General features: G+C 54.0%; 12 protein-coding genes and 1 riboswitch. Of the genes, 6 read left to right on the top strand and 6 right to left on the bottom strand.

Features of this window, described 5'->3' with window-relative positions; all coding sequences use genetic code 11:
- Window positions 1-15: 15 nt before the first annotated feature.
- From VGM48_RS10950 to VGM48_RS10965, 4 genes are all read left to right on the top strand, one after another.
- The gene (locus tag VGM48_RS10950; RefSeq protein ID WP_331578954.1) at window positions 16-1,281 is read left to right on the top strand and encodes a replication-associated recombination protein A; all 1,266 of its coding nucleotides are present in this window, start codon (window positions 16-18) and stop codon (window positions 1,279-1,281) included.
- A 24-nt stretch (window positions 1,282-1,305) separates the two neighbouring features.
- On the top strand, window positions 1,306-1,755 hold the full coding sequence (locus VGM48_RS10955; RefSeq protein ID WP_331578956.1) for a GNAT family N-acetyltransferase: 450 nt from the start codon (window positions 1,306-1,308) through the stop codon (window positions 1,753-1,755).
- Between the two features lie 166 nt (window positions 1,756-1,921).
- A complete protein-coding gene (locus VGM48_RS10960; RefSeq protein WP_331578958.1) occupies window positions 1,922-2,896 on the top strand; it encodes an outer membrane beta-barrel protein in 975 nt (324 codons plus the stop codon).
- A gap of 109 nt (window positions 2,897-3,005) precedes the next feature.
- The gene (locus VGM48_RS10965) at window positions 3,006-3,446 is read left to right on the top strand and encodes a T9SS type A sorting domain-containing protein (protein ID WP_331578960.1); all 441 of its coding nucleotides are present in this window, start codon (window positions 3,006-3,008) and stop codon (window positions 3,444-3,446) included.
- 171 nt (window positions 3,447-3,617) lie between these two features.
- On the opposite strand, the gene VGM48_RS10970 is transcribed toward VGM48_RS10965, so the two are convergent.
- From VGM48_RS10970 to VGM48_RS10985, 4 genes are all read right to left on the bottom strand, one after another.
- Window positions 3,618-4,148: a 5' nucleotidase, NT5C type gene (locus VGM48_RS10970; RefSeq protein ID WP_331578962.1), complete on the bottom strand. Its 531-nt coding sequence runs from the start codon at window positions 4,146-4,148 to the stop codon at window positions 3,618-3,620.
- 9 nt (window positions 4,149-4,157) lie between these two features.
- Window positions 4,158-6,989, bottom strand: coding sequence for an excinuclease ABC subunit UvrA (uvrA, locus tag VGM48_RS10975; RefSeq protein ID WP_331578964.1), 2,832 nt, complete (start codon window positions 6,987-6,989; stop codon window positions 4,158-4,160).
- Between the two features lie 102 nt (window positions 6,990-7,091).
- Window positions 7,092-7,976 (bottom strand): DUF4382 domain-containing protein, encoded by an 885-nt coding sequence (locus VGM48_RS10980; protein ID WP_331578966.1) that lies wholly within the window; start codon window positions 7,974-7,976, stop codon window positions 7,092-7,094.
- A gap of 94 nt (window positions 7,977-8,070) precedes the next feature.
- Entirely contained in the window at window positions 8,071-10,869 is a 2,799-nt protein-coding gene (locus tag VGM48_RS10985; RefSeq protein ID WP_331578967.1) for a hybrid sensor histidine kinase/response regulator, read from the bottom strand.
- A gap of 190 nt (window positions 10,870-11,059) precedes the next feature.
- Window positions 11,060-11,183, top strand: a riboswitch (SAM riboswitch).
- A 141-nt stretch (window positions 11,184-11,324) separates the two neighbouring features.
- Here VGM48_RS10985 and VGM48_RS10990 point away from each other — a divergent pair.
- Window positions 11,325-12,620 (top strand): PLP-dependent aspartate aminotransferase family protein, encoded by a 1,296-nt coding sequence (locus tag VGM48_RS10990; RefSeq protein WP_331578969.1) that lies wholly within the window; start codon window positions 11,325-11,327, stop codon window positions 12,618-12,620.
- Between the two features lie 21 nt (window positions 12,621-12,641).
- A complete protein-coding gene (locus tag VGM48_RS10995) occupies window positions 12,642-13,898 on the top strand; it encodes a homoserine dehydrogenase (protein ID WP_331578971.1) in 1,257 nt (418 codons plus the stop codon).
- A 1-nt stretch (window position 13,899) separates the two neighbouring features.
- On the opposite strand, the gene VGM48_RS11000 is transcribed toward VGM48_RS10995, so the two are convergent.
- Together VGM48_RS11000 and VGM48_RS11005 are read right to left on the bottom strand one after the other, a co-directional pair.
- Window positions 13,900-16,290: an ABC transporter permease gene (locus VGM48_RS11000; RefSeq protein ID WP_331578973.1), complete on the bottom strand. Its 2,391-nt coding sequence runs from the start codon at window positions 16,288-16,290 to the stop codon at window positions 13,900-13,902.
- Between the two features lie 21 nt (window positions 16,291-16,311).
- Window positions 16,312-18,108, bottom strand: a complete 1,797-nt coding sequence (locus VGM48_RS11005; RefSeq protein WP_331578975.1) for an ABC transporter ATP-binding protein — start codon at window positions 18,106-18,108, stop codon at window positions 16,312-16,314.
- Window position 18,109: the final 1 nt, after the last annotated feature.

Consider the following 18,109-nt stretch of genomic DNA (forward strand, 5'->3'; position numbering starts at 1 on the left):
TGTTTAAATTTTGTTATGGTAGCTCCACAAGCCCCTCTGGCAGAGCGGCTCCGTCCGCAAACGCTCGATCAGTTGGTCGGTCAGCAACACCTGACCGGTAAGAAAAGTGTATTGCGGACAACCATCGAGCATGGGAAACCGCCATCCATGATCCTGTGGGGACCGCCGGGCACAGGCAAAACCACCATCGCCGGGATCATCGCCAATACCCTGCAGGTGCCCTTCTATACGTTAAGCGCTATTTCCGCGGGCGTCAAAGAAGTGCGCGAGGTGATCGCCGAGGCCAAAGATAAAGAGAAGGCCATCCTGTTCATCGATGAGATCCACCGGTTCAATAAAGGCCAGCAGGATGCACTGCTGGGGGCCGTGGAAAAGGGCGTGGTGACCCTCATCGGCGCCACCACCGAGAACCCTTCCTTTGAAGTGAACAGCGCCTTGTTGAGCCGCTGCCAGGTATATGTTCTGAAGCCGCTGACCGAAGAAGACCTGAACCGCCTGATCGACCATGCCCTCCAAACCGATGACTGGCTAAAAGGACTGGGTATTGAATTACGGGATCGGGACGCCCTGATCAATATCTCCGGCGGCGATGCCCGGAAGCTTCTCAATCTGCTGGAGGTGGTTTGTGATGCCGCCGGCAAAGGCGCCGTCGTCACCGACGCGATCGTCATGGAGATCGCCCAGCAGCGGGTGGCGCTTTATGACAAGAAAGGCGAGCAACACTATGATATCATCTCCGCTTTTATCAAATGTATCCGCGGAAGCGATCCCAACGCGGCCGTTTACTGGCTGGCAAGAATGATCGAAGGCGGCGAGGATGTGAAGTTCATCGCACGGCGGCTGCTGATCCTCGCCAGCGAAGACATCGGAAATGCAAATCCGAACGCCCTGCTGCTGGCCAACGCCTGCTTTGAAGCCGTGCATAAGATCGGCTATCCCGAATCCAATCTCATCTTATCGCAATGCACCATCTACCTGGCCACCTCTCCCAAGAGCAATTCGGCGACCGCAGCCATCGGTGCGGCACAGGCCGCCGTACGCGATCACGGTGATCTGGCCGTGCCGCTGCATATCCGCAATGCACCTACCCGGCTGATGAAGAACCTCGATTACGGAAAAGGATATCAATACAGCCACAGCTATGAAGGGAATTTCTCAATCCAGGAATATCTCCCGAAAGAACTGGAAGGAACGAGATTCTATGAACCGGGAAAGAACGCGCGGGAAGAAGAGCTGCGAAAATTTCTTCGCGGACTTTGGGGAGAAAAATACAAGTACTAAGATAAAGCAAGACCATCATCGGATATGACAACATGGACGTTCAAACCATTTCATCAGCTTACTACGGAAGAACTTTATGCTATCCTTCGCCTGCGCAGCGAAGTGTTCGTCGTCGAACAGAATTGCGTTTTCCTCGACATGGATAACAAGGACCAGCATTGTTATCATGTCATGGGATGGAAAGACGGTCTGCTCGCAGCCTGCTCGCGCATCGTGCCCGCGGAGATTTCCTATGTGGAATCTTCTATAGGAAGGATAGTAACATCCCCTATTGCAAGAGGCGAAGGCATCGGCAGGGAACTACTCATTAAAAGCATCGATCATCTATATACGTTGTATGGAAGATGCGCTATTCGTATCGGCGCGCAATACTACCTGAAGAAATTTTATGAGTCGTTCGGCTTTGTCCAAAAAGGGGAAATCTATCTCGAAGACGGAATCGAACATATAGAGATGCTGTTACCCAACCATTAACGTAGTTCCCTCATTGGGAATGACTTGGGAATGTCTTTTGTGGATAAAATAGTTGGTTTAGCATACACAATTTGATTCTCTATTTTCGTTTCTTACATGCAACCCCCTTTTCAATTTCGATTGAAAGGAGGAATCCAAACCATCGGAAAACTAAATCTAATATCAAATGAAACAGAGTCTACACTCCTTGAAGTGGAAGTGTTTGTTTGTGGCCGTTACCTTATGCCTTACATCTTCTGTTTACAGTCAGGAAGAAGCAAAGAACAACACGGAGGCTGGCTTTACGATCGGGCCCATGGTCTTCTTAGGTGACCTGGGTGGTCACGCAGGGAAGGGCACCACCTTCATCAAGGACTACAACATGAACACCACGAAGCTGGCGTTTGGCGGTTACTACGCCTTCTATCCCGCACAGTGGTTGGGTTTCCGTCTCTCTTTAAATTATGGTTCGATCGAAGGAAGCGATCAGACGATCAAGCCGAAAGGCGGTGATGAAGAAACACGTCTGGCCCGCAATCTCGACTTCCAGAGCAAAATAATCGAAGGTACATTCATGGCCGAGGTCTATCCTACGGTATTACTCGAAGATGAACCCGATGATGTGACGGCAAGACTTCGGCCTTATGGAGTGATCGGCCTGGGTCTGTTCCATTTCAACCCGCAGGGCAGCTATCACAATACGAATACGGGCGATACTTACTGGGTTGACCTGGCCCCTCTGCACACCGAAGGACAAGGGTTCCCGGAGTATCCCGATCGCAAAGCGTATAAGCTGACACAGTTGAATATCCCCATCGGCGTAGGTATCAAATACTTCCTGTCCGAGAACCTGAACCTCTCTTTCGAGATCGTACATCGCAAGACGTTCACGGACTATATCGATGACGTCAGCACGCGGTTCGTGGATCCGAGCCTGTTCTATAAGTATCTGTCTCCCTCGCAGGCCCCGATCGCCGCGGCGATGGCCAACAAGTCTGCTCAGGGTTATAATACACCGGGCTACGGGGTGAATGCAAAGAGAGGCGACCCCACGCAGAATGACGCGTATTTCACGGCACAGTTCAAGATAGGTATCCGGATCGGTGGCCGCACATCCGATCGCTGGAGGAACTCTACACACTGCCCGTTACTGAGATTCTAAAAATTGCTTTAGTTGTTGATCGTACTCATATTTGTTCCTGATCGTTGTTTTAAGTTGTTGTTTTAAGTTGTTGTTTAATCCGTACCCTTTTTTCATTTATTGAAAATCTATGAACCGAACTGTACCCCTGAAGAAAACTACCCCGTCACCGGGCGCCGGATGGAAGCTGACCCTCATGGGTCTGGCCCTTAGCGTCCAATGTTCCGCCTTTGCGGCCGGCACCGACCCGACCAGCTCGCAAACCACTTCTTCAACGGGGTCCTCAGATACTATCCACAGTATCCAGATCAGTAAAGCCCAAACAAGCAGAAAGCACAGGATCAAGCTGTATTCCGACGCCAGACAGCAGGTGTTGTTCTTTTCTGCCAATGGCAATGAAGGTAAAGTCTATCAGTTGTACCTGTTCGACATGGACGGCCGGCTGGTCAGTCAGACCCGTATCCGCAGCCGTGAGACCACGGTGCTTACAAATATTTCAGAAGGAAACTTTCTTTTCGAGGTTTTCACCGATGATGAGCGTATTGAGAATGGGCAGTTGACGGTGAGGTGACCTCAGCAATGTCTAACCAATAAGCAAGCAGGGAAATTGGTAAAATCCGAATATCCGAAGGTTTAGTAAAACCTGATCCGTTCCCTATTTAGGTACCCTTTACAAACACAAAGATTTTATTAATCACTCCCTGCTACCGCTTATTGGGAATTTGGCCGCATGGGCGGCCATTTACCATTTAAGGAAGATATCAGCCGCTTCTTTCCAGTTGTTGATCCGGTCGTAGCCGGTGACATCGAGATTGTGCTGCGAGGTATACAGATAGGGCTTGCCCTTGAAGCCTTTCAGGTTCTTGATATGATCATCGATCATATAATCGCCGAAGACCAGGTCCTTACTACCGGTAAGGGCTATCTGCTTCCAGGTAAAAAAAGGGAAATGTTCCATCAGCCAGTCGTATTTGTCCTTCAGGGAGTTGGGAAACTCCATCGCCGCGGAGACGATAAACACCTCGTATCGCCGGTTCAGTTCCTTAAGTACCTCCACACTGTCTTCCATGACCGGTAGGTTGCGGAAGAAACCGGGCGACCTCAGCCGGTCGAGGATCAATGGCTGATGCTCAACCGGGAAACCGATGATCCAGCTCCCGGTCATTTTCGTTTTGTCGGGTTCGGCGCCATAATTTTTTTTATACCATTCTATCATTTCGCCCATCGGGTCGGCAATGACCTCGTCCATGTCTATGATGATACGTTCGCTCATATGATTCTCTTATGATAACTCTTCCTTCAGGAATTTTGCCGTATGACTCTCTTTGTTCTTTATCATTTCTTCAGGAGTGCCTTCGAAAAGGATCCTGCCGCCGCCGTCCCCGCCCTCGGGTCCGAGGTCGATAAGATGGTCGGCAACCTTGATCACGTCCAGGTTATGCTCGATGACAAGCACGGAATTGCCGCGATCGACCAGCTTATTAAGCACGTCTAGCAAATGGCGGATGTCCTCGAAATGAAGCCCGGTAGTGGGTTCATCCAGAATATAAAAGGTCTTCCCGGTATCCTTCTTGCCAAGTTCGGTCCCCAGCTTCACCCGTTGTGCCTCACCGCCGCTCAGGGTGACCGCAGACTGACCAAGGGTGATATATCCAAGGCCCACCTCCTGCAACACCTTTATCTTGCGAAACAGGTAAGGAACCGCCTGGAAGAACTCCACGGCCTCATCGACGGTCATGTCAAGGACGTCGCTGATGGATTTCCCCTTATATCGGATCTCCAGCGTCTCGCGGTTATACCGCCGGCCATTGCACTTTTCGCAGTGGACATAGACGTCGGGCAGAAAATTCATTTCGATAACGCGCATGCCGCCGCCTTCACAGACGTCGCAACGGCCGCTTTTGACATTGAAGGAAAACCGGCCCGCGTTATAGCCCCGGATCTTCGCTTCAGGAACCGAGGCGAAAAGCGTGCGGATATCGGTAAAGAACCCGCAGTAAGTGGCGGGGTTGCTCCGGGGAGTCCTGCCGATCGGCGATTGGTCGATCTCGATCACCTTGTCGATATTCTCCAGGCCCTTGATGCTTTTATGTTCCAACGGGGTCACGCGGCTCCCGTAAGCATGTTTGCTGAGGATAGGATAAAGGGTCTCGTTGATCAGCGTGGATTTACCGCTGCCGCTTACTCCCGTGACGACGATCAGCTTTCCGAGGGGGAATTTGGCGTCGACGTTTTTCAGGTTGTTTCCCTTTGCCCCCTTCAACTCCAGAAATTTGCCGTTGCCCTTGCGGCGTTCCGCGGGAACCTCGATCTTCTTATGCCCGTTGAGATAGGCAGCGGTGAGGGTATCCAGCTTCAGCAGGGCGTTCGGCCGGCCCTGGGCGACGACACGGCCGCCGTGGAATCCGGCCTTCGGACCGATATCGATCAGATAGTCGGCCGCCAGCATGATGTCCTTGTCGTGCTCGACGACAAGAACGCTGTTCCCGATGTCCCGCAGGTTCTTCAACGCCTGGATCAGTTGATGGTTATCCCTTTGATGGAGCCCGATACTGGGCTCATCGAGAATATACGTGATGCCTTGTAGCTGGGAACCGATCTGCGTAGCCAGTCTGATCCGCTGGGATTCGCCGCCGCTAAGCGTACGCGAGGGCCGGTCGAGGGTGAGATAGGTAAGGCCCACGTCCGAGAGGAATTGCAGCCTTTCCCGGATCTCCTTGAGGATATCCTTTGCAATGATGTTCTGTTTATTGCTCAGCTTTTTTTCCACGCCTCCAAACCATTCCATCAGCCGGTTGAGGTTCAGGGCGCTGAGTTCGGCGATGTTCTTCTCTCCTACCCTGAACCAGAGGCTTTCCTTGCGCAGGCGCGCACCGCCGCAGGTGTCGCAGGTTTTGAGCTCCATAAAGCGTTCGACCCATTCCCGCAGGGATTCGCTCTGGCCGCCGCCGGAGAACCAGCGTTTCAGCGCGGGGATGATGCCTTCGTAGTCGGCGGCATAGATCTGCCCCATGTTCGCATTCTCGTCATATTCCACGTCAAGGGAGTCTTCGCCGGCTTCGTTGCCGTAGAGCACAAGGTTCAGCGCCTTCCTGGGCATCTCCTTTATCGCGGTGTCGAGGGAGAACCGGTTCTTCTTCGCCAGCGCCTGCACCTGACGGAACATATAGGCTTCCCGCTCTTCGCCAAGGGGGACGATGCCGCCTTCATTAATACTCTTCGAAGCATCGGGGATGATCCCGTCGAGGCTTATCTGGTAGACAACGCCGAGTCCCTTACAGGTGGGACAGGCTCCGTATGGTGAGTTGAAGGAAAAGCTGTTCGGCGAAGGCTCTTCATAGCTGATGCCCGTGTCTTCGCACATCAGCTGCTTGCTGTATTGAAGGACCTTGTTGTCGTCATTCAGCAGGAGAAAGATCAGATCCTTCCCCATTTGCAGCGCCTTTTGAACGCTTTGCCCGAGCCGCGCCTTCATGTCCTCGGTGACAGCCAGACGATCGACGACAACCTCGATATCATGGATCTTATAGCGATCGACCTGCATCTTGGGGACGAGGTCCTTCACCTCACCGTCGACCCGTACCTTGAGATATCCTTTTTTGCGGATATCCTCGAACAGTTCGCGATAGTGACCCTTACGGCCGCGGACAAGCGGCGCGAGGATCGAGATCTTTTTGCCCTTGAATTTTTTGAAGACATTGTCCACGATCTCCTCTTCGCTGAATTTCGTCATCTTCTTCCCCGTGTTATACGAGTGCGCTTCACCGATACGGGCGTAGAGCAGGCGGAGAAAGTCATAGATCTCAGTAACTGTACCCACCGTACTGCGTGGATTCTTATTCGTGGTCTTTTGTTCGATGGAAATAACCGGGCTCAGACCGGTGATCTTATCGACATCGGGTCGTTCCATGTCGCCGATGAATTGCCGCGCGTAAGCGCCGAAGCTTTCCATGTACCGGCGCTGACCTTCAGCATAGATGGTGTCGAATGCGAGGGAGGATTTACCGCTGCCGCTGATGCCGGTAATAACCACCAGTTGGTTGCGCGGGATGCGGATATCGATGTTCTTCAGGTTGTGTACCCGGGCCCCGGATACTTCGATGCTCTCTTCCATATCACCGCAATTTACGACTAATTTGCTAAAAAATTTGGGCCGGAGCGATGCTCCGGCCCAGGGAAGGTTTAAATGATTAATAGCTAATCGATTGCAATCGGCTTAGTGCAGCGTGATCGTCGGCAGATTGACCGTTTTCATCGAGTCCACCTTGATATTGTTAATGGTCGTGTCGTGATATCCGCCACGCCCTTTATAATTGAACGACCAGGTACCCGCAGCTACATTGCTGAATTTGAACTGGCCATTCCCAAAGGGTACGGCATAAATGGTGTCCGTCCCGTTGATACCGGTGACGAGAGCGCCGGCGCCACGGGGCAGGACCGTACCCTGTACCTTGGCCGATACCATGTTATTGAATACGACAAAGTAGGGGGACAGATAATAGGTTCCACTCCAGAAGAAGATCGAACGGCCAAGATTGAAGTCGAGCCAGATCTTGAAATCGTTGTTGGTGACGGCGCCGACATTCGTTCGGCTTACGTTGACCGTGAAATAAGGATGCGGCCCGAAAATTTCCATCGGATAGTGGGTAGTGCTGTCCGTATAGACAGTGTTGTCGGAGCCCAGGGTGATCTTGAGCTTGAGGATCTTGCCCGTGGCGTAAAGGCCGGAACCCAGCAGCGTGTCGGTGCCGTTGCGTAATTGGAGAAGGTCGTAGATCCCCGGAGTGATAGTCAGCGTATCCCAGATGACGGAACTGTTGTCCTTCGTGCGATGCGGACCACAGTAGTTGTCATCCCATTGATCATCATGGTCGGGATCATTCTGTTTTGTTGCGGTGTCGATCTCTACGGCTACCTGTCGGATGTCGATCAATACTTTTGTAAAGTCGGCAGGACCGTCGGTCATGTATAAGGAGACCTGGGATTGTCCTTTAGGGATGTTGGGGTTGGAATCAGTGGAGTTGTTCTTATGACAAGCAAAGAAGAGGAGCATGGCTGTGGCGCCTGTGGTGGCGGCCAGCCATTTGGTTACCGTTTTCATGTTTGTGTAGTTTATAGGTAGAGATACTCCATCTTCCACCCTAAAGTTGCCAAAAACCGTTCCAAAAATTCGTTATCATCCGGTTAAGCCGGTGTTAAGCCGGGAGATACCTCTTCAGCATAGTCGCAATCTCATCTATGCGGAAGGGTTTGGAGATGAAGTTATCCATACCGGCCTGCAGACATTTTTCCTTATCATCGGCCGTGGCGTCCGCGGTCAATGCGATGATCGGTATGGTCCGGTGAGGATGTGGCATCTGGCGGATATGACGGGTAGCGGTAAATCCATCCATAACGGGCATGTTGACGTCCATGAGGACGACGGCAGGATGGATCTCCTGCAGCAGATGAAGGGCTTCCTTTCCATTGTTGGCGCGATGCACTTCGACGCCCATGTTTTTCAGCACCTCTGAAATTAACATCATGTTAACAGGTTCGTCCTCGACTACAAGCACCTTCGCCCCGGCGGATAATTTTTCGATCAGCTGTTTGGCAACGGCCGGACGGGCCACCCCGGATTTGTCGAAGATGGTATGGATAAGGGTCTGTAGTTCTTTTAACTTGACGGGTTTGGCCAGAAAGCGATCGATCCCGGCGGTTCTTGCTTCGAGGCGATGCTGCGATCTGTCCAGCGAGGACAACATCAGGATAAAGGGACCGGGTACCGGGCCGAGGATATCCTTGATCTTTCTGACGACCGTGATCCCATCCATGCCGGGCATATGATGATCGATGATGATCAGGTCATAGTTCCTGTCGCCGGCAAGGGTGCTTCTTATCTTTTGCAGGGCTTCTTCCCCATCGGTGCAGGTTTCGCAGGCAACATGAAAATGCGTAAAGAATTCGTGCATGATCCGGCAGTTGGTGTTGTTGTCGTCGATCACCAGTACACTTTGCAGCGGCGTACGCAGCAGCGCGGCATCCACCGGCTGGTCGCCCGCCATCTCCAGCTGGAGTTGCAGCGTGAAGGTGCTGCCCCTTCCGGCCAGGCTTTGTGCGGAGAGCCCCCCGTTCATCATCTCCGCAAGACTCTTCGAGATGGTGAGTCCGAGCCCCGTGCCGCCGTATTTGCGGGTGGTGGTGGAGTCTGCCTGGGTAAAGCTTTCGAAGATGGTGCCGAGCTTCCCGGCCGGGATGCCGATGCCCGTGTCCTTTACCGCGACGGATAAGGACATCCAGGTCTTCCCATCGCGGACCACCGGCTCGCCCGACTGACGCACCGTAATACTCACTTCGCCGCTGTCGGTGAACTTGATGGCGTTGCCGAGCAGGTTGATCAGGATCTGGCGGATACGCAGGGGATCGCCCCAAACCTGGGTCGGGATATCGGGTGGACTGTCGACGATGAGTTCCAATCCTTTCTCGCAGGCCTTGATGGAGACGATGTCGACGGCGTCGCCGATCAGGTCGCTGAGGTCGAAAGCCGTGTGCTCGAGGAAGAATTTCCCCGCTTCGATCTTCGAGAAGTCAAGTATATCGTTGATGATGCTCAGCAGGCTATAGGCCGATTTGCTGACATGCTGGACGTACTCCCGCTGGGTCTCCTGCATGATCGTGGTGAGGAGGAGGTCGGAGAAACCGATGATGCCGTTCATCGGGGTACGCAGTTCGTGACTGATATTGGCCATGAACTCGCTTCGTGCCCTGCTGCCGGCTTCGGCAGCTTCCTTTGCAAGAACAAGCTGCTCTTCCATTCTCGCGCGTTCGATGGCCGAGCCAAGGCTTGCGGCAAAGGAACGGAGGATGGAGAAATCCGCGGGTGTCCATTCCCGGTCGGTGCTGCAATGCGAGAGTCCAAGCTGTCCCCAGAGCTCAGTACCGACAAAAATGGGGACGCAGATGACGAATTTTGTCCCGGTGCGGCTGAACCACTCTTTCAGCTTCGGCGATGGGGCATCCTGCCAGGGGCAGGCAAAGACCTCGTTCTTCATAAGGGTGGCGACGATGGGCGCCATCACTTCCCAGGGGAAGACATCCGTGCCGACGATCAGGGATTCCTGGCCATTGCGGTTCCAATGCGCGAGGCGCACCGCCTGCCAGTTCTCACCCTCCTTTGCGGGCTGCCGGAATTCGAATACCGTCGTGCGGTCGGTGTCCATCTGCTGGCCCATAAGCATCACCGCCTGCTGCATCGTAGGCCGGAGGTCGCTGCCGATCAACTGGTGTGTGGCTGCCCCAAGGGCCTGCAGCTGGTTCTCGCGTTTGCGCAAGGCCGTTTCCGACTCCTGTACCTTATTGAGCGAAGACCGGACCTCGCGGTAGTTCCTGTCGCTTTGCTTGATGATCGGGATGAAGACGAACACCGCCATAAGGAGGATAGCGAAGATCAGGGAGGTGAGGATACCGGTGTTGACGAAAAAAATCTTGTTGACGAAGCCGTTGTCGACATTGTGATAGATGCGGTTGATGTCCTGCATCCGTTCGAGGTACTGGGATTCGTTGTACCGGATATGATCGGCCAGCAGGGCGGCGCCGGCGGCGGATTTGTTCTCCAAAAGGAGGCGGCCCAACGAGTCGAGCCGGCTATAGAATGGGGTTATCTGGGAGAAGAGGGTGTCGATACCCTGCAAAGCGCCCGAGGCCTTGGCCTTGGGTCGCCGGATCTCGCTGCGGAGAAAAGCTTGTTTGGCCTCGAAATCCATGAGGCAACGCTGGAGTTCGTCGGCGAGGCCAAGGGATCGGTTTTGGCTGGAAGAGTCGACGAGAAGGAGCACCATGTCCTTGGATACCTGCTGGCTCAGGGTCTGGAGCATGCCGGCGACCTTTTCATTCTCTTCCTGCCGGTCGTTCTCCCTGGACTGGTAACTGATGTAGATGTAGCCAAGGATGTTGAACAGGAGGGCGACAGACAATAAGCCAATCGCATAACGCAGTAGTCGCTTCAAATTGAACATGGGCTACAATCAGACTTTAGACATAAACCGAAAACGGCCATTTTTATTTTGCCGGACCCGCCCGGCCACGCTTTCGAACTTGTTATTAGGATGTTAATCAGCCTTTAAAGGGGTGTCCGGACAAAAATCCGGTGCCGGATTTGGAAATATCGGCGGGGGGATACTATATTTGCACCAGTTCTTACAACATCTCTTATCAAGAAAGGCTGAGGGAAATGGCCCAATGAAGCCTTGACAACCTGCTGATACCGGATAGATCCGGTGGAAAGTAAGGTGCCAACTCCATCCCGATGGAATATCGGGACAGATAAGTCAGATCCCAGCTTGAAAATATCGATCCAAAATATTCAAAAGCTCTTCTGACAGATCAGAAGAGCTTTTTTTTTGCACTCTTCTGATGGCCTTGGTAAGTGGTGTCGCTGAACATTTTTTAAACATTTTAAAATTTGTTTCTCATGCAAGCGACAACACAACTGATTCACAGCATTCCCGTTGACCCGTTAACCGGCGCTATCGCCGTGCCTATTTACCAGACCTCCACCTTCGTACAGGAGGCGCCCGGGGTAAACAGGGGCTATGATTATGCCCGCACGGGTAACCCCACCCGCGCCATCCTGGAAAACCTGGTAGCGCAGCTCGAGGCAGGCAGCACCGGCGCCGCATTTGCAAGCGGGCTGGCCGCGATCGACGCCGTGGTCAAATTGCTCGAGACAGGCGATGAGATCATTGCCGTCAACGACATCTATGGCGGCGCCTACCGCCTCTTCGAGCAGGTGTACCGGAAGTTCGGGATCACCACGCAGTATGTCGACACATCCGATCCCGAGGCCGTATTTCATGCGCTGACGCCAAAGACAAAGCTGATCTGGATCGAAACGCCCACCAACCCAACGTTAAAGATCACCGATATCCGCGCAATCGCCCGGATCGCAAAGGCGCATAAATATGAGGGAAGCGGGGCTAAAGAAAAAATAGCCCGCTTCCCTCAAACCGCTAATGTCCGTCCTTCGGACGAGCCGCTTCCAGCGGCTCAAAGGTGCCTGCTTTGCGTGGACAATACCTTCGCATCGCCTGCCCTGCAGCAGCCTTTGCTGCTGGGCGCCGACCTGGTCGTCCATTCAGGGACAAAGTACCTGGGCGGCCATAGCGACCTGATCGCCGGACTGGTCGTGACGGCAGACCCCGAGCTGGGTCAGAAGATCAAATTCCTGCAGAACGCCACGGGGTCGATACTGGGGCCGCAGGACAGCTTCCTGCTGATCAGAGGCATCGAGACCCTGCATCTCCGGGTGCGGCAACACTGTGCCAGCGCAAGGGCCATCGCCGCCTTCCTGGAGAATCATCCCGCCGTGAACAAAGTGTTCTATCCGGGGTTAATAAAGCACCCCGGTCATGACGTCGCTGCAGGACAGTCAAAGGGCTTTGGCGGCATCGTCTCCTTTTCCTTGAAGGAAGATAACATCGCCGCGGCCAACGCCTTCATCACCTCGACACAACTTTTCAAACTTGCCGAGAGCCTTGGCGGGATCAAAAGCCTGGTCTCCCATCCCGCGCAGATGACGCATAAGACGATCCCCGCCGAAAAGCGGAAGGCCGCGGGTGTGACGGATAGCCTGATCCGGCTGTCGGCAGGGCTGGAAGACACCGAAGACCTGATCGCCGACCTGCGGCAGGCACTCGACCGCTTGCCGGCAAAGCCGGAAGCCCCGGGCTACCGCACAACAGAAAGGAAATTGGAAAAAGCAATCTAAATAAAAAACAAGCAGTATTTCATGGACACACATAAGCAGCTGACGATCGGTCTTTTTGGCTTTGGGGTCGTAGGAGAAGGTCTCTACAAAGTATTGAAGCAAACGCCTTCCCTGAAGGCTTCCATAAAGAAAGTATGTATCAAGCACCCCGGTAAGAAGCGGGAGGCGCCCGCCGAACTTTTCACGACCGACCGGGATGCTATCCTGAACGATCCCGAGATCAACGTAGTGGTGGAGGTGATCAACGAATCGGGGCCGGCTTTCGAGATCGTCTCGCGGGCGCTTAAAAGCGGCAAGTCGGTGGTCAGCGCGAGCAAGAAGATGATCGCCGAACACTTGCCCGAATTACTGCAGCTGCAAAAGGAAACGACCGCCTCCTTCCTCTATGAGTCGGCCGCCTGCGCGTCTATCCCGGTTATCCGCAACCTGGAGGAATACTACGATAACGATCTGCTGCATTCCATCAAAGCGATCGTCAACGGCAGCACAAACTTTATCCTGACAAAAATGTTCGAGGAAAAACTCGGTTTCCAGGAAGCGCTGCTGCTTGCCCAGCAGTTAGGCTTCGCGGAGAGCGACCCCTCCCTCGACGTCGAAGGATACGATGCCGCCAACAAATGGACCTTTCTGCTTACACATGCCTATGGCATCGTCGTCGACACCGGCAATCTCGTCTTCAACGGGATCCAACATGTACAGGGCGGTGATGCGGAGGTGGCAAGAGAGAAGCATTATGACATTAAACTTGTCGCTCAGGCCAAGAAACTGGCCAACGGAAAAGTGGCCGCTTTTGTACTGCCGCAATTCATCAAACAGGACGACCATCTGGCCTTTGTGAAGAACGAGTTCAACGGGGTGGTCATCGAGAGCGGCTTCGCGGACAAGCAATTTTTCTATGGCAAGGGCGCGGGCTCCTTCCCTACCGCTTCGGCCGTGCTCAGCGATCTCTCCGCGCTTCGGTACGAATACAAGTACGAATACAAAAAGCTCTATCACCACGCGCCGCATCATCTGACCGATGACTTTTATGTGCGGGTGTACCTGAGCTTCGACGACCTGAAGAATATTCCCAAGGAAAGGTTTCAATCCATCGAGGAGTGGCATGCGGACAATGACCGCAAATACCTGATCGGCGTGATCCACTTTCGCGAGCTCAAAACCCAATCCTGGTGGAAGGAGAACGGCACATCGCTGGTCCTCACACCCGATCCGATCATCGAGGACATGGATGTCCGGCAACTGAAAAAGAAGAGCCTGGAGCTGGCGGGACTGATCTAGATCATTCGGTGCGCAGACTTTCGACCGGATTGGCGCGCGCCGCTCGCACCGCCTGGAAGCCAATCGTCAGTGCGGCGAGGACCAGGGTGGCCCCGGCGGCAAGAACGAACACCCAGCCGTTGAGGGACACCCGGTAAGGGAAATTATCCAGCCAGCGGCCGACCACGTACCAGGCAATGGGAATGGCAATGACGAAGGAAAGGAGCACCAGCCCAATAAAGCCGCGGGCTACGAGGGAGCTCACCCGCCAGACGCCCGCGCCCAGCACCTTGCGAACGCCGATCTCTTTTGTCCGTTTACGGATCGACAGGAGAGAAAGACCGAAAAGGCCGATGCTGGAAATGAAGATCGTGATGATGGCGCTGCTGGTGATGATGCGACGCCACCTCGCTTCCTGTTCGTAGCTGTTATAGTTGCTTTCTTCTTCAAACGTATGGTTGAAGATCTGCCAGGGATAAAAGCGCTGAAAGGCCGCTTCGATCGCCGCCAGGGTACGCGCAGTGTTTGCAGGATCGATACGGATCGCATAAGCGCCGTAGGGATCCCCGGCATTGTTGGTGAAGACCTCCGGGCCGATCTTGTCTTTCAACGACGAAAAATGATAGTCCTTTACAACGCCTGCCACATATAGTTTTCTCTCGTTCCCATTTAGCCGGTCGATAGTCTTTCCGATAGGGTCTTTCCAGCCGGCCGCCTCCACGAAGGCCTGGTTGACGAGCACAGACTGGCTGCTGTCGGCAGGGAAGGCGCGCGAGAGATTGCGGCCTTTTGCCAGGGATATCCCCATGGTGGGCAGATAGTCCTCGTCGACATGCATGAACCGGACGTCGATGTCGTGGCCTTCCGTCGTGGCCCGGGCATACCACATTCCATTCAGGGTCTTTGCCACTCGCGTCACTCCGGGTATCCGGCCGAGCTCCGTCTTATAGGTATTTTGCAAGGCGGCGCTGTCCTGGCCGTAAACATACACCATTAGAAGGTTCTTATCATTATATCCCAGATCCGTATGGGTAAGGTAGTCATATTGAGAATAAAAGAACAGGGTTCCGATGATGAGGAAGGTAGCCAGGGCAAACTGCAGAACGACGAGTCCTTTTGCCAGATAGTTCTTTCCGCCTATCCCTGTGACCCGATGATAAAGGGTTTCGATGGGTTTGAACCGGGATAGTACGAGTGCGGGATAAAAGCCGGCGACAAAGCTGGTGAAGAGGTACAAAGCAAGGAAAGAGGCGACCAGGGGAAGATCCAGCAGATAGCTAAGGCTGAGCCGTTTGTTTGCCATCTCATTGAACAGCGGCAATATCAGGCCCGCCAGGGCCAGCGCCAGCAGAAAGGCGCATCCGCATACGATAAAGGATTCGCCGAGGAACTGGCGAACCAGCTGGGCACGGCTGCTGCCCACGACTTTCCGAAGCCCGATCTCCTTACTGCGTTTCAGCGATTGAGCGATCGTCAGGTTGATAAAATTGATACAGGCGATGACGAGGATAAAAGCGGCGATGCCCATGAGTATATAGGAATAGGCAGGATCGCTCCTGTTACTGATGCCCGCATCGAGGATCGTCGTGTCCAGGTGCATTTCCGCATAGGGTTGCAATCCCCAGGTGGTGATCACGTCGCTGCCCCTTTGAGCCTCCCGGGCCCGCTGGCCCGCCGCCGCCGCCATGTATACTTTTTGCATCTTATCGGCCACCGTCCTGGGCGGAACGCCGGGTTCCAGCAAAAGATAGGTGCTGTAGGACGAATACATCCAGTTATCGTTGGGATGCTGTTTCTCCATTTGGGAAAAAGGCAAGAGCATATCGAACCGAATAGAAGAATTTTCGGGCGATCGCTTTGCAATGCCGGTGACCGTATAAGTTTGGAACCTCCCATCGAGTTCCAGCTCAAGGGTCTTGCCGACGGCGTCGGCAGTGCCGAAATATTTTTTCGCCGTCTCATCGGTGAGAACGACGGAATAGGGTTCGCTCAACACTTTTGCAGGGTTACCGGACAACAGCGGAAAAGAAAAGACGCTAAAGAAGTTGTCGTCCACCCAGGTTCCGCCCTGGTCGAACAGTTCCTTGCCGCTGCGCAGGGTAAAGGAGTTCCATCTGGTCCGGACATAGCTGTGGATCCCGGGGATGGCGTGTGTGAAGGCCGGTCCCTGTACCATCCCGGAAATGCCCATCGAAATGTCCCGGCTATGCTTTTTATCGACGATATGCCGGGTAACGCGAAAAAGCCGGGCGCCGTTCTTTTGGAAGCGATCAAAACTAAGCTCGTCCTTGGCGTAAAGGAAGATGAGCATACAGCAGGCCAGGCCGAGGCCGAGGCCCGCGATGTTGATTAACGAAAAGACCCGGTTGCGGGCGATGTTGCGCAGCGCGATCCTGAGATAGTTCCGGAACATAGCGTTGGGTTTTGGATGGTTTTATAATACGGTCTGTTGCTCTTTTTGATGACGCCACATCTCCTGAAACGTAGGGTCATTGTCCCGGAGGTGTTCGAAGTCGCCTTCCGCGACGATCCGGCCCTGATGAAGCACATAGATATAGTCGAAGCGGGCGAGAAGGTGGAGCCGGTGGATGGAAGAGACGATCGCCTTGTCGGCGAAGGCCTTGAAGAGTCCCTCATAGATCAGGACTTCGGTTCGGGGGTCGACGCTGCTGGTAGGCTCGTCGAGCAGAACGAGGTCGCTATCGCGGGCGGCAAGGATACCACGCGCCAGCGCCAGGCGTTGTTTCTGGCCCCCGGAGAGGTTCACACCTTTTTCCCGGATATCGGATTCCAACCCCTGGGGCAGTTGGTGGATCACCTCCGTGAAATGGGCGCTTTCGCACACCTTCATGATCTCTTCTTCCGGGAAGGGGAGGCCGAGGGTAATGTTATAGGCCAGGGTATTCTCGAAGATCTCGGGCTCCTGCGGGAAGAGGGTGACGGCTTCGTTGACCCGGTCGAGCAGCGCCAGGGAGCTGTCACCCGCGGCTGTATTATTTCCTTCGAGTTGGATGTCAAAGCCGGGTTCGGGAAGATAGAGTCCGCGCAGCAAGGCCAGCAGGGTACTCTTGCCGCTGCCGCTCTCGCCGATGAGGGCGATACGCCGGCCCCGCTGGATGGTAAGTTGCAGGTTGTGGAGGCTTTGGGCGCCCTGCTGCCGGTCGTAGACCTGGTTATAGGTGAAGTTCAGCCGGCTGATCCGCAACGCAGTCCAGCCCGCCGGAAGCCCGTCAGTTCGATCTGCTCGGTGTTGCTCCGCATAGGCTTCGCTGATGGCGGAAGCCGTCTGCACATTGGTGTTGTATTGGATGATATCCGTGTACATCCAGGCGATGTCCTGGAAGCCGCTGGTAAAAGTGTTCACATAGCCAAGCAGGGTGACCAGCCCCCCGATGAGGAATAGTTTTCCGGGGGTCCAGTGCTGGTGGATATAGCCGATAGCGATCAGGGCATAGATCGAAACGATCATCATTTCAGCACAAAACCATTTCCATTCGTTGATAACGGCGCTTTTTCGGAAAGGCCGGAATATCTGCATCACCTTATTCATGAGGCCGGTCTCCATGCTCTTTTCGAGGCGGAGGGTGATCACGGTCATGATATTGGAAAGGCTGTCGAAAAGCGTGGCCGAGACGACATGTTCTCTTTCGTTCACCATATCGAGCGCCCGTATAAAGGGTTTGTCGAACCGGCTGATCACGAGCACGATACCTGCGCCGATCAAGATGGCAATAGCGCCATAAAAAGGCGAGAACCAAAGGATCGCGGTGCCGGCAATGACGAATTTGGTGATCGCATACAGGTACATAAAGCCCCGGTCGAAGAATTCACGAAGGGACTCATAGGCTTTGCGGACCCGGTTGATGGTCGACCCGCTGTGATGATCCTGCTGCCATTTCACCGGAAGGTGCAACACCTGATGGTATTTCTCCTGCAGGAAATTGCGGCTCAGATGAAAGGCAAGGGTCCGCTCCATGATCCGGGCCGGGCCATGGAAACACCATTGAACGAATTTGATGCCGATATAGCCGCCGCCGTAAAGCAGGGCATAACGCCAGACATGGGTGGTGTCCAGCTGGAGGCGGCTGATAAACCAACCGAAGAGAAGCGGGTTCAGGCTCCAGGTCAGATTGGCGAAGAGGAACATGAGATAGACCAGCAGATATTTCTTCTTCTCGTTGCGGGCATAACGCCAGGCGGTGCCGAGCAGGGAAAGATAAGGGTTGGTCATC

Origin of the sequence: Puia sp. (genome assembly GCF_036500295.1) — a bacterium.
In the GTDB taxonomy this organism is placed as follows: Bacteria; Bacteroidota; Bacteroidia; order Chitinophagales; family Chitinophagaceae; genus Puia.

Bases quoted from the DNA above. Each gene is read 5' to 3' on its own strand.
- VGM48_RS10950 (WP_331578954.1), top strand. From the start codon at position 16: ATGGTAGCTCCACAAGCCCCTCTGGCAGAGCGGCTCCGTCCGCAAACG.
- VGM48_RS10955 (WP_331578956.1), top strand. From the start codon at position 1,306: ATGACAACATGGACGTTCAAACCATTTCATCAGCTTACTACGGAAGAA.
- VGM48_RS10960 (WP_331578958.1), top strand. From the start codon at position 1,922: ATGAAACAGAGTCTACACTCCTTGAAGTGGAAGTGTTTGTTTGTGGCC.
- VGM48_RS10965 (WP_331578960.1), top strand. From the start codon at position 3,006: ATGAACCGAACTGTACCCCTGAAGAAAACTACCCCGTCACCGGGCGCC.
- VGM48_RS10970 (WP_331578962.1), bottom strand. From the start codon at position 4,148: ATGAGCGAACGTATCATCATAGACATGGACGAGGTCATTGCCGACCCG.
- uvrA (WP_331578964.1), bottom strand. From the start codon at position 6,989: ATGGAAGAGAGCATCGAAGTATCCGGGGCCCGGGTACACAACCTGAAG.
- VGM48_RS10980 (WP_331578966.1), bottom strand. From the start codon at position 7,976: ATGAAAACGGTAACCAAATGGCTGGCCGCCACCACAGGCGCCACAGCC.
- VGM48_RS10985 (WP_331578967.1), bottom strand. From the start codon at position 10,869: ATGTTCAATTTGAAGCGACTACTGCGTTATGCGATTGGCTTATTGTCT.
- VGM48_RS10990 (WP_331578969.1), top strand. From the start codon at position 11,325: ATGCAAGCGACAACACAACTGATTCACAGCATTCCCGTTGACCCGTTA.
- VGM48_RS10995 (WP_331578971.1), top strand. From the start codon at position 12,642: ATGGACACACATAAGCAGCTGACGATCGGTCTTTTTGGCTTTGGGGTC.
- VGM48_RS11000 (WP_331578973.1), bottom strand. From the start codon at position 16,290: ATGTTCCGGAACTATCTCAGGATCGCGCTGCGCAACATCGCCCGCAAC.
- VGM48_RS11005 (WP_331578975.1), bottom strand. From the start codon at position 18,108: ATGACCAACCCTTATCTTTCCCTGCTCGGCACCGCCTGGCGTTATGCC.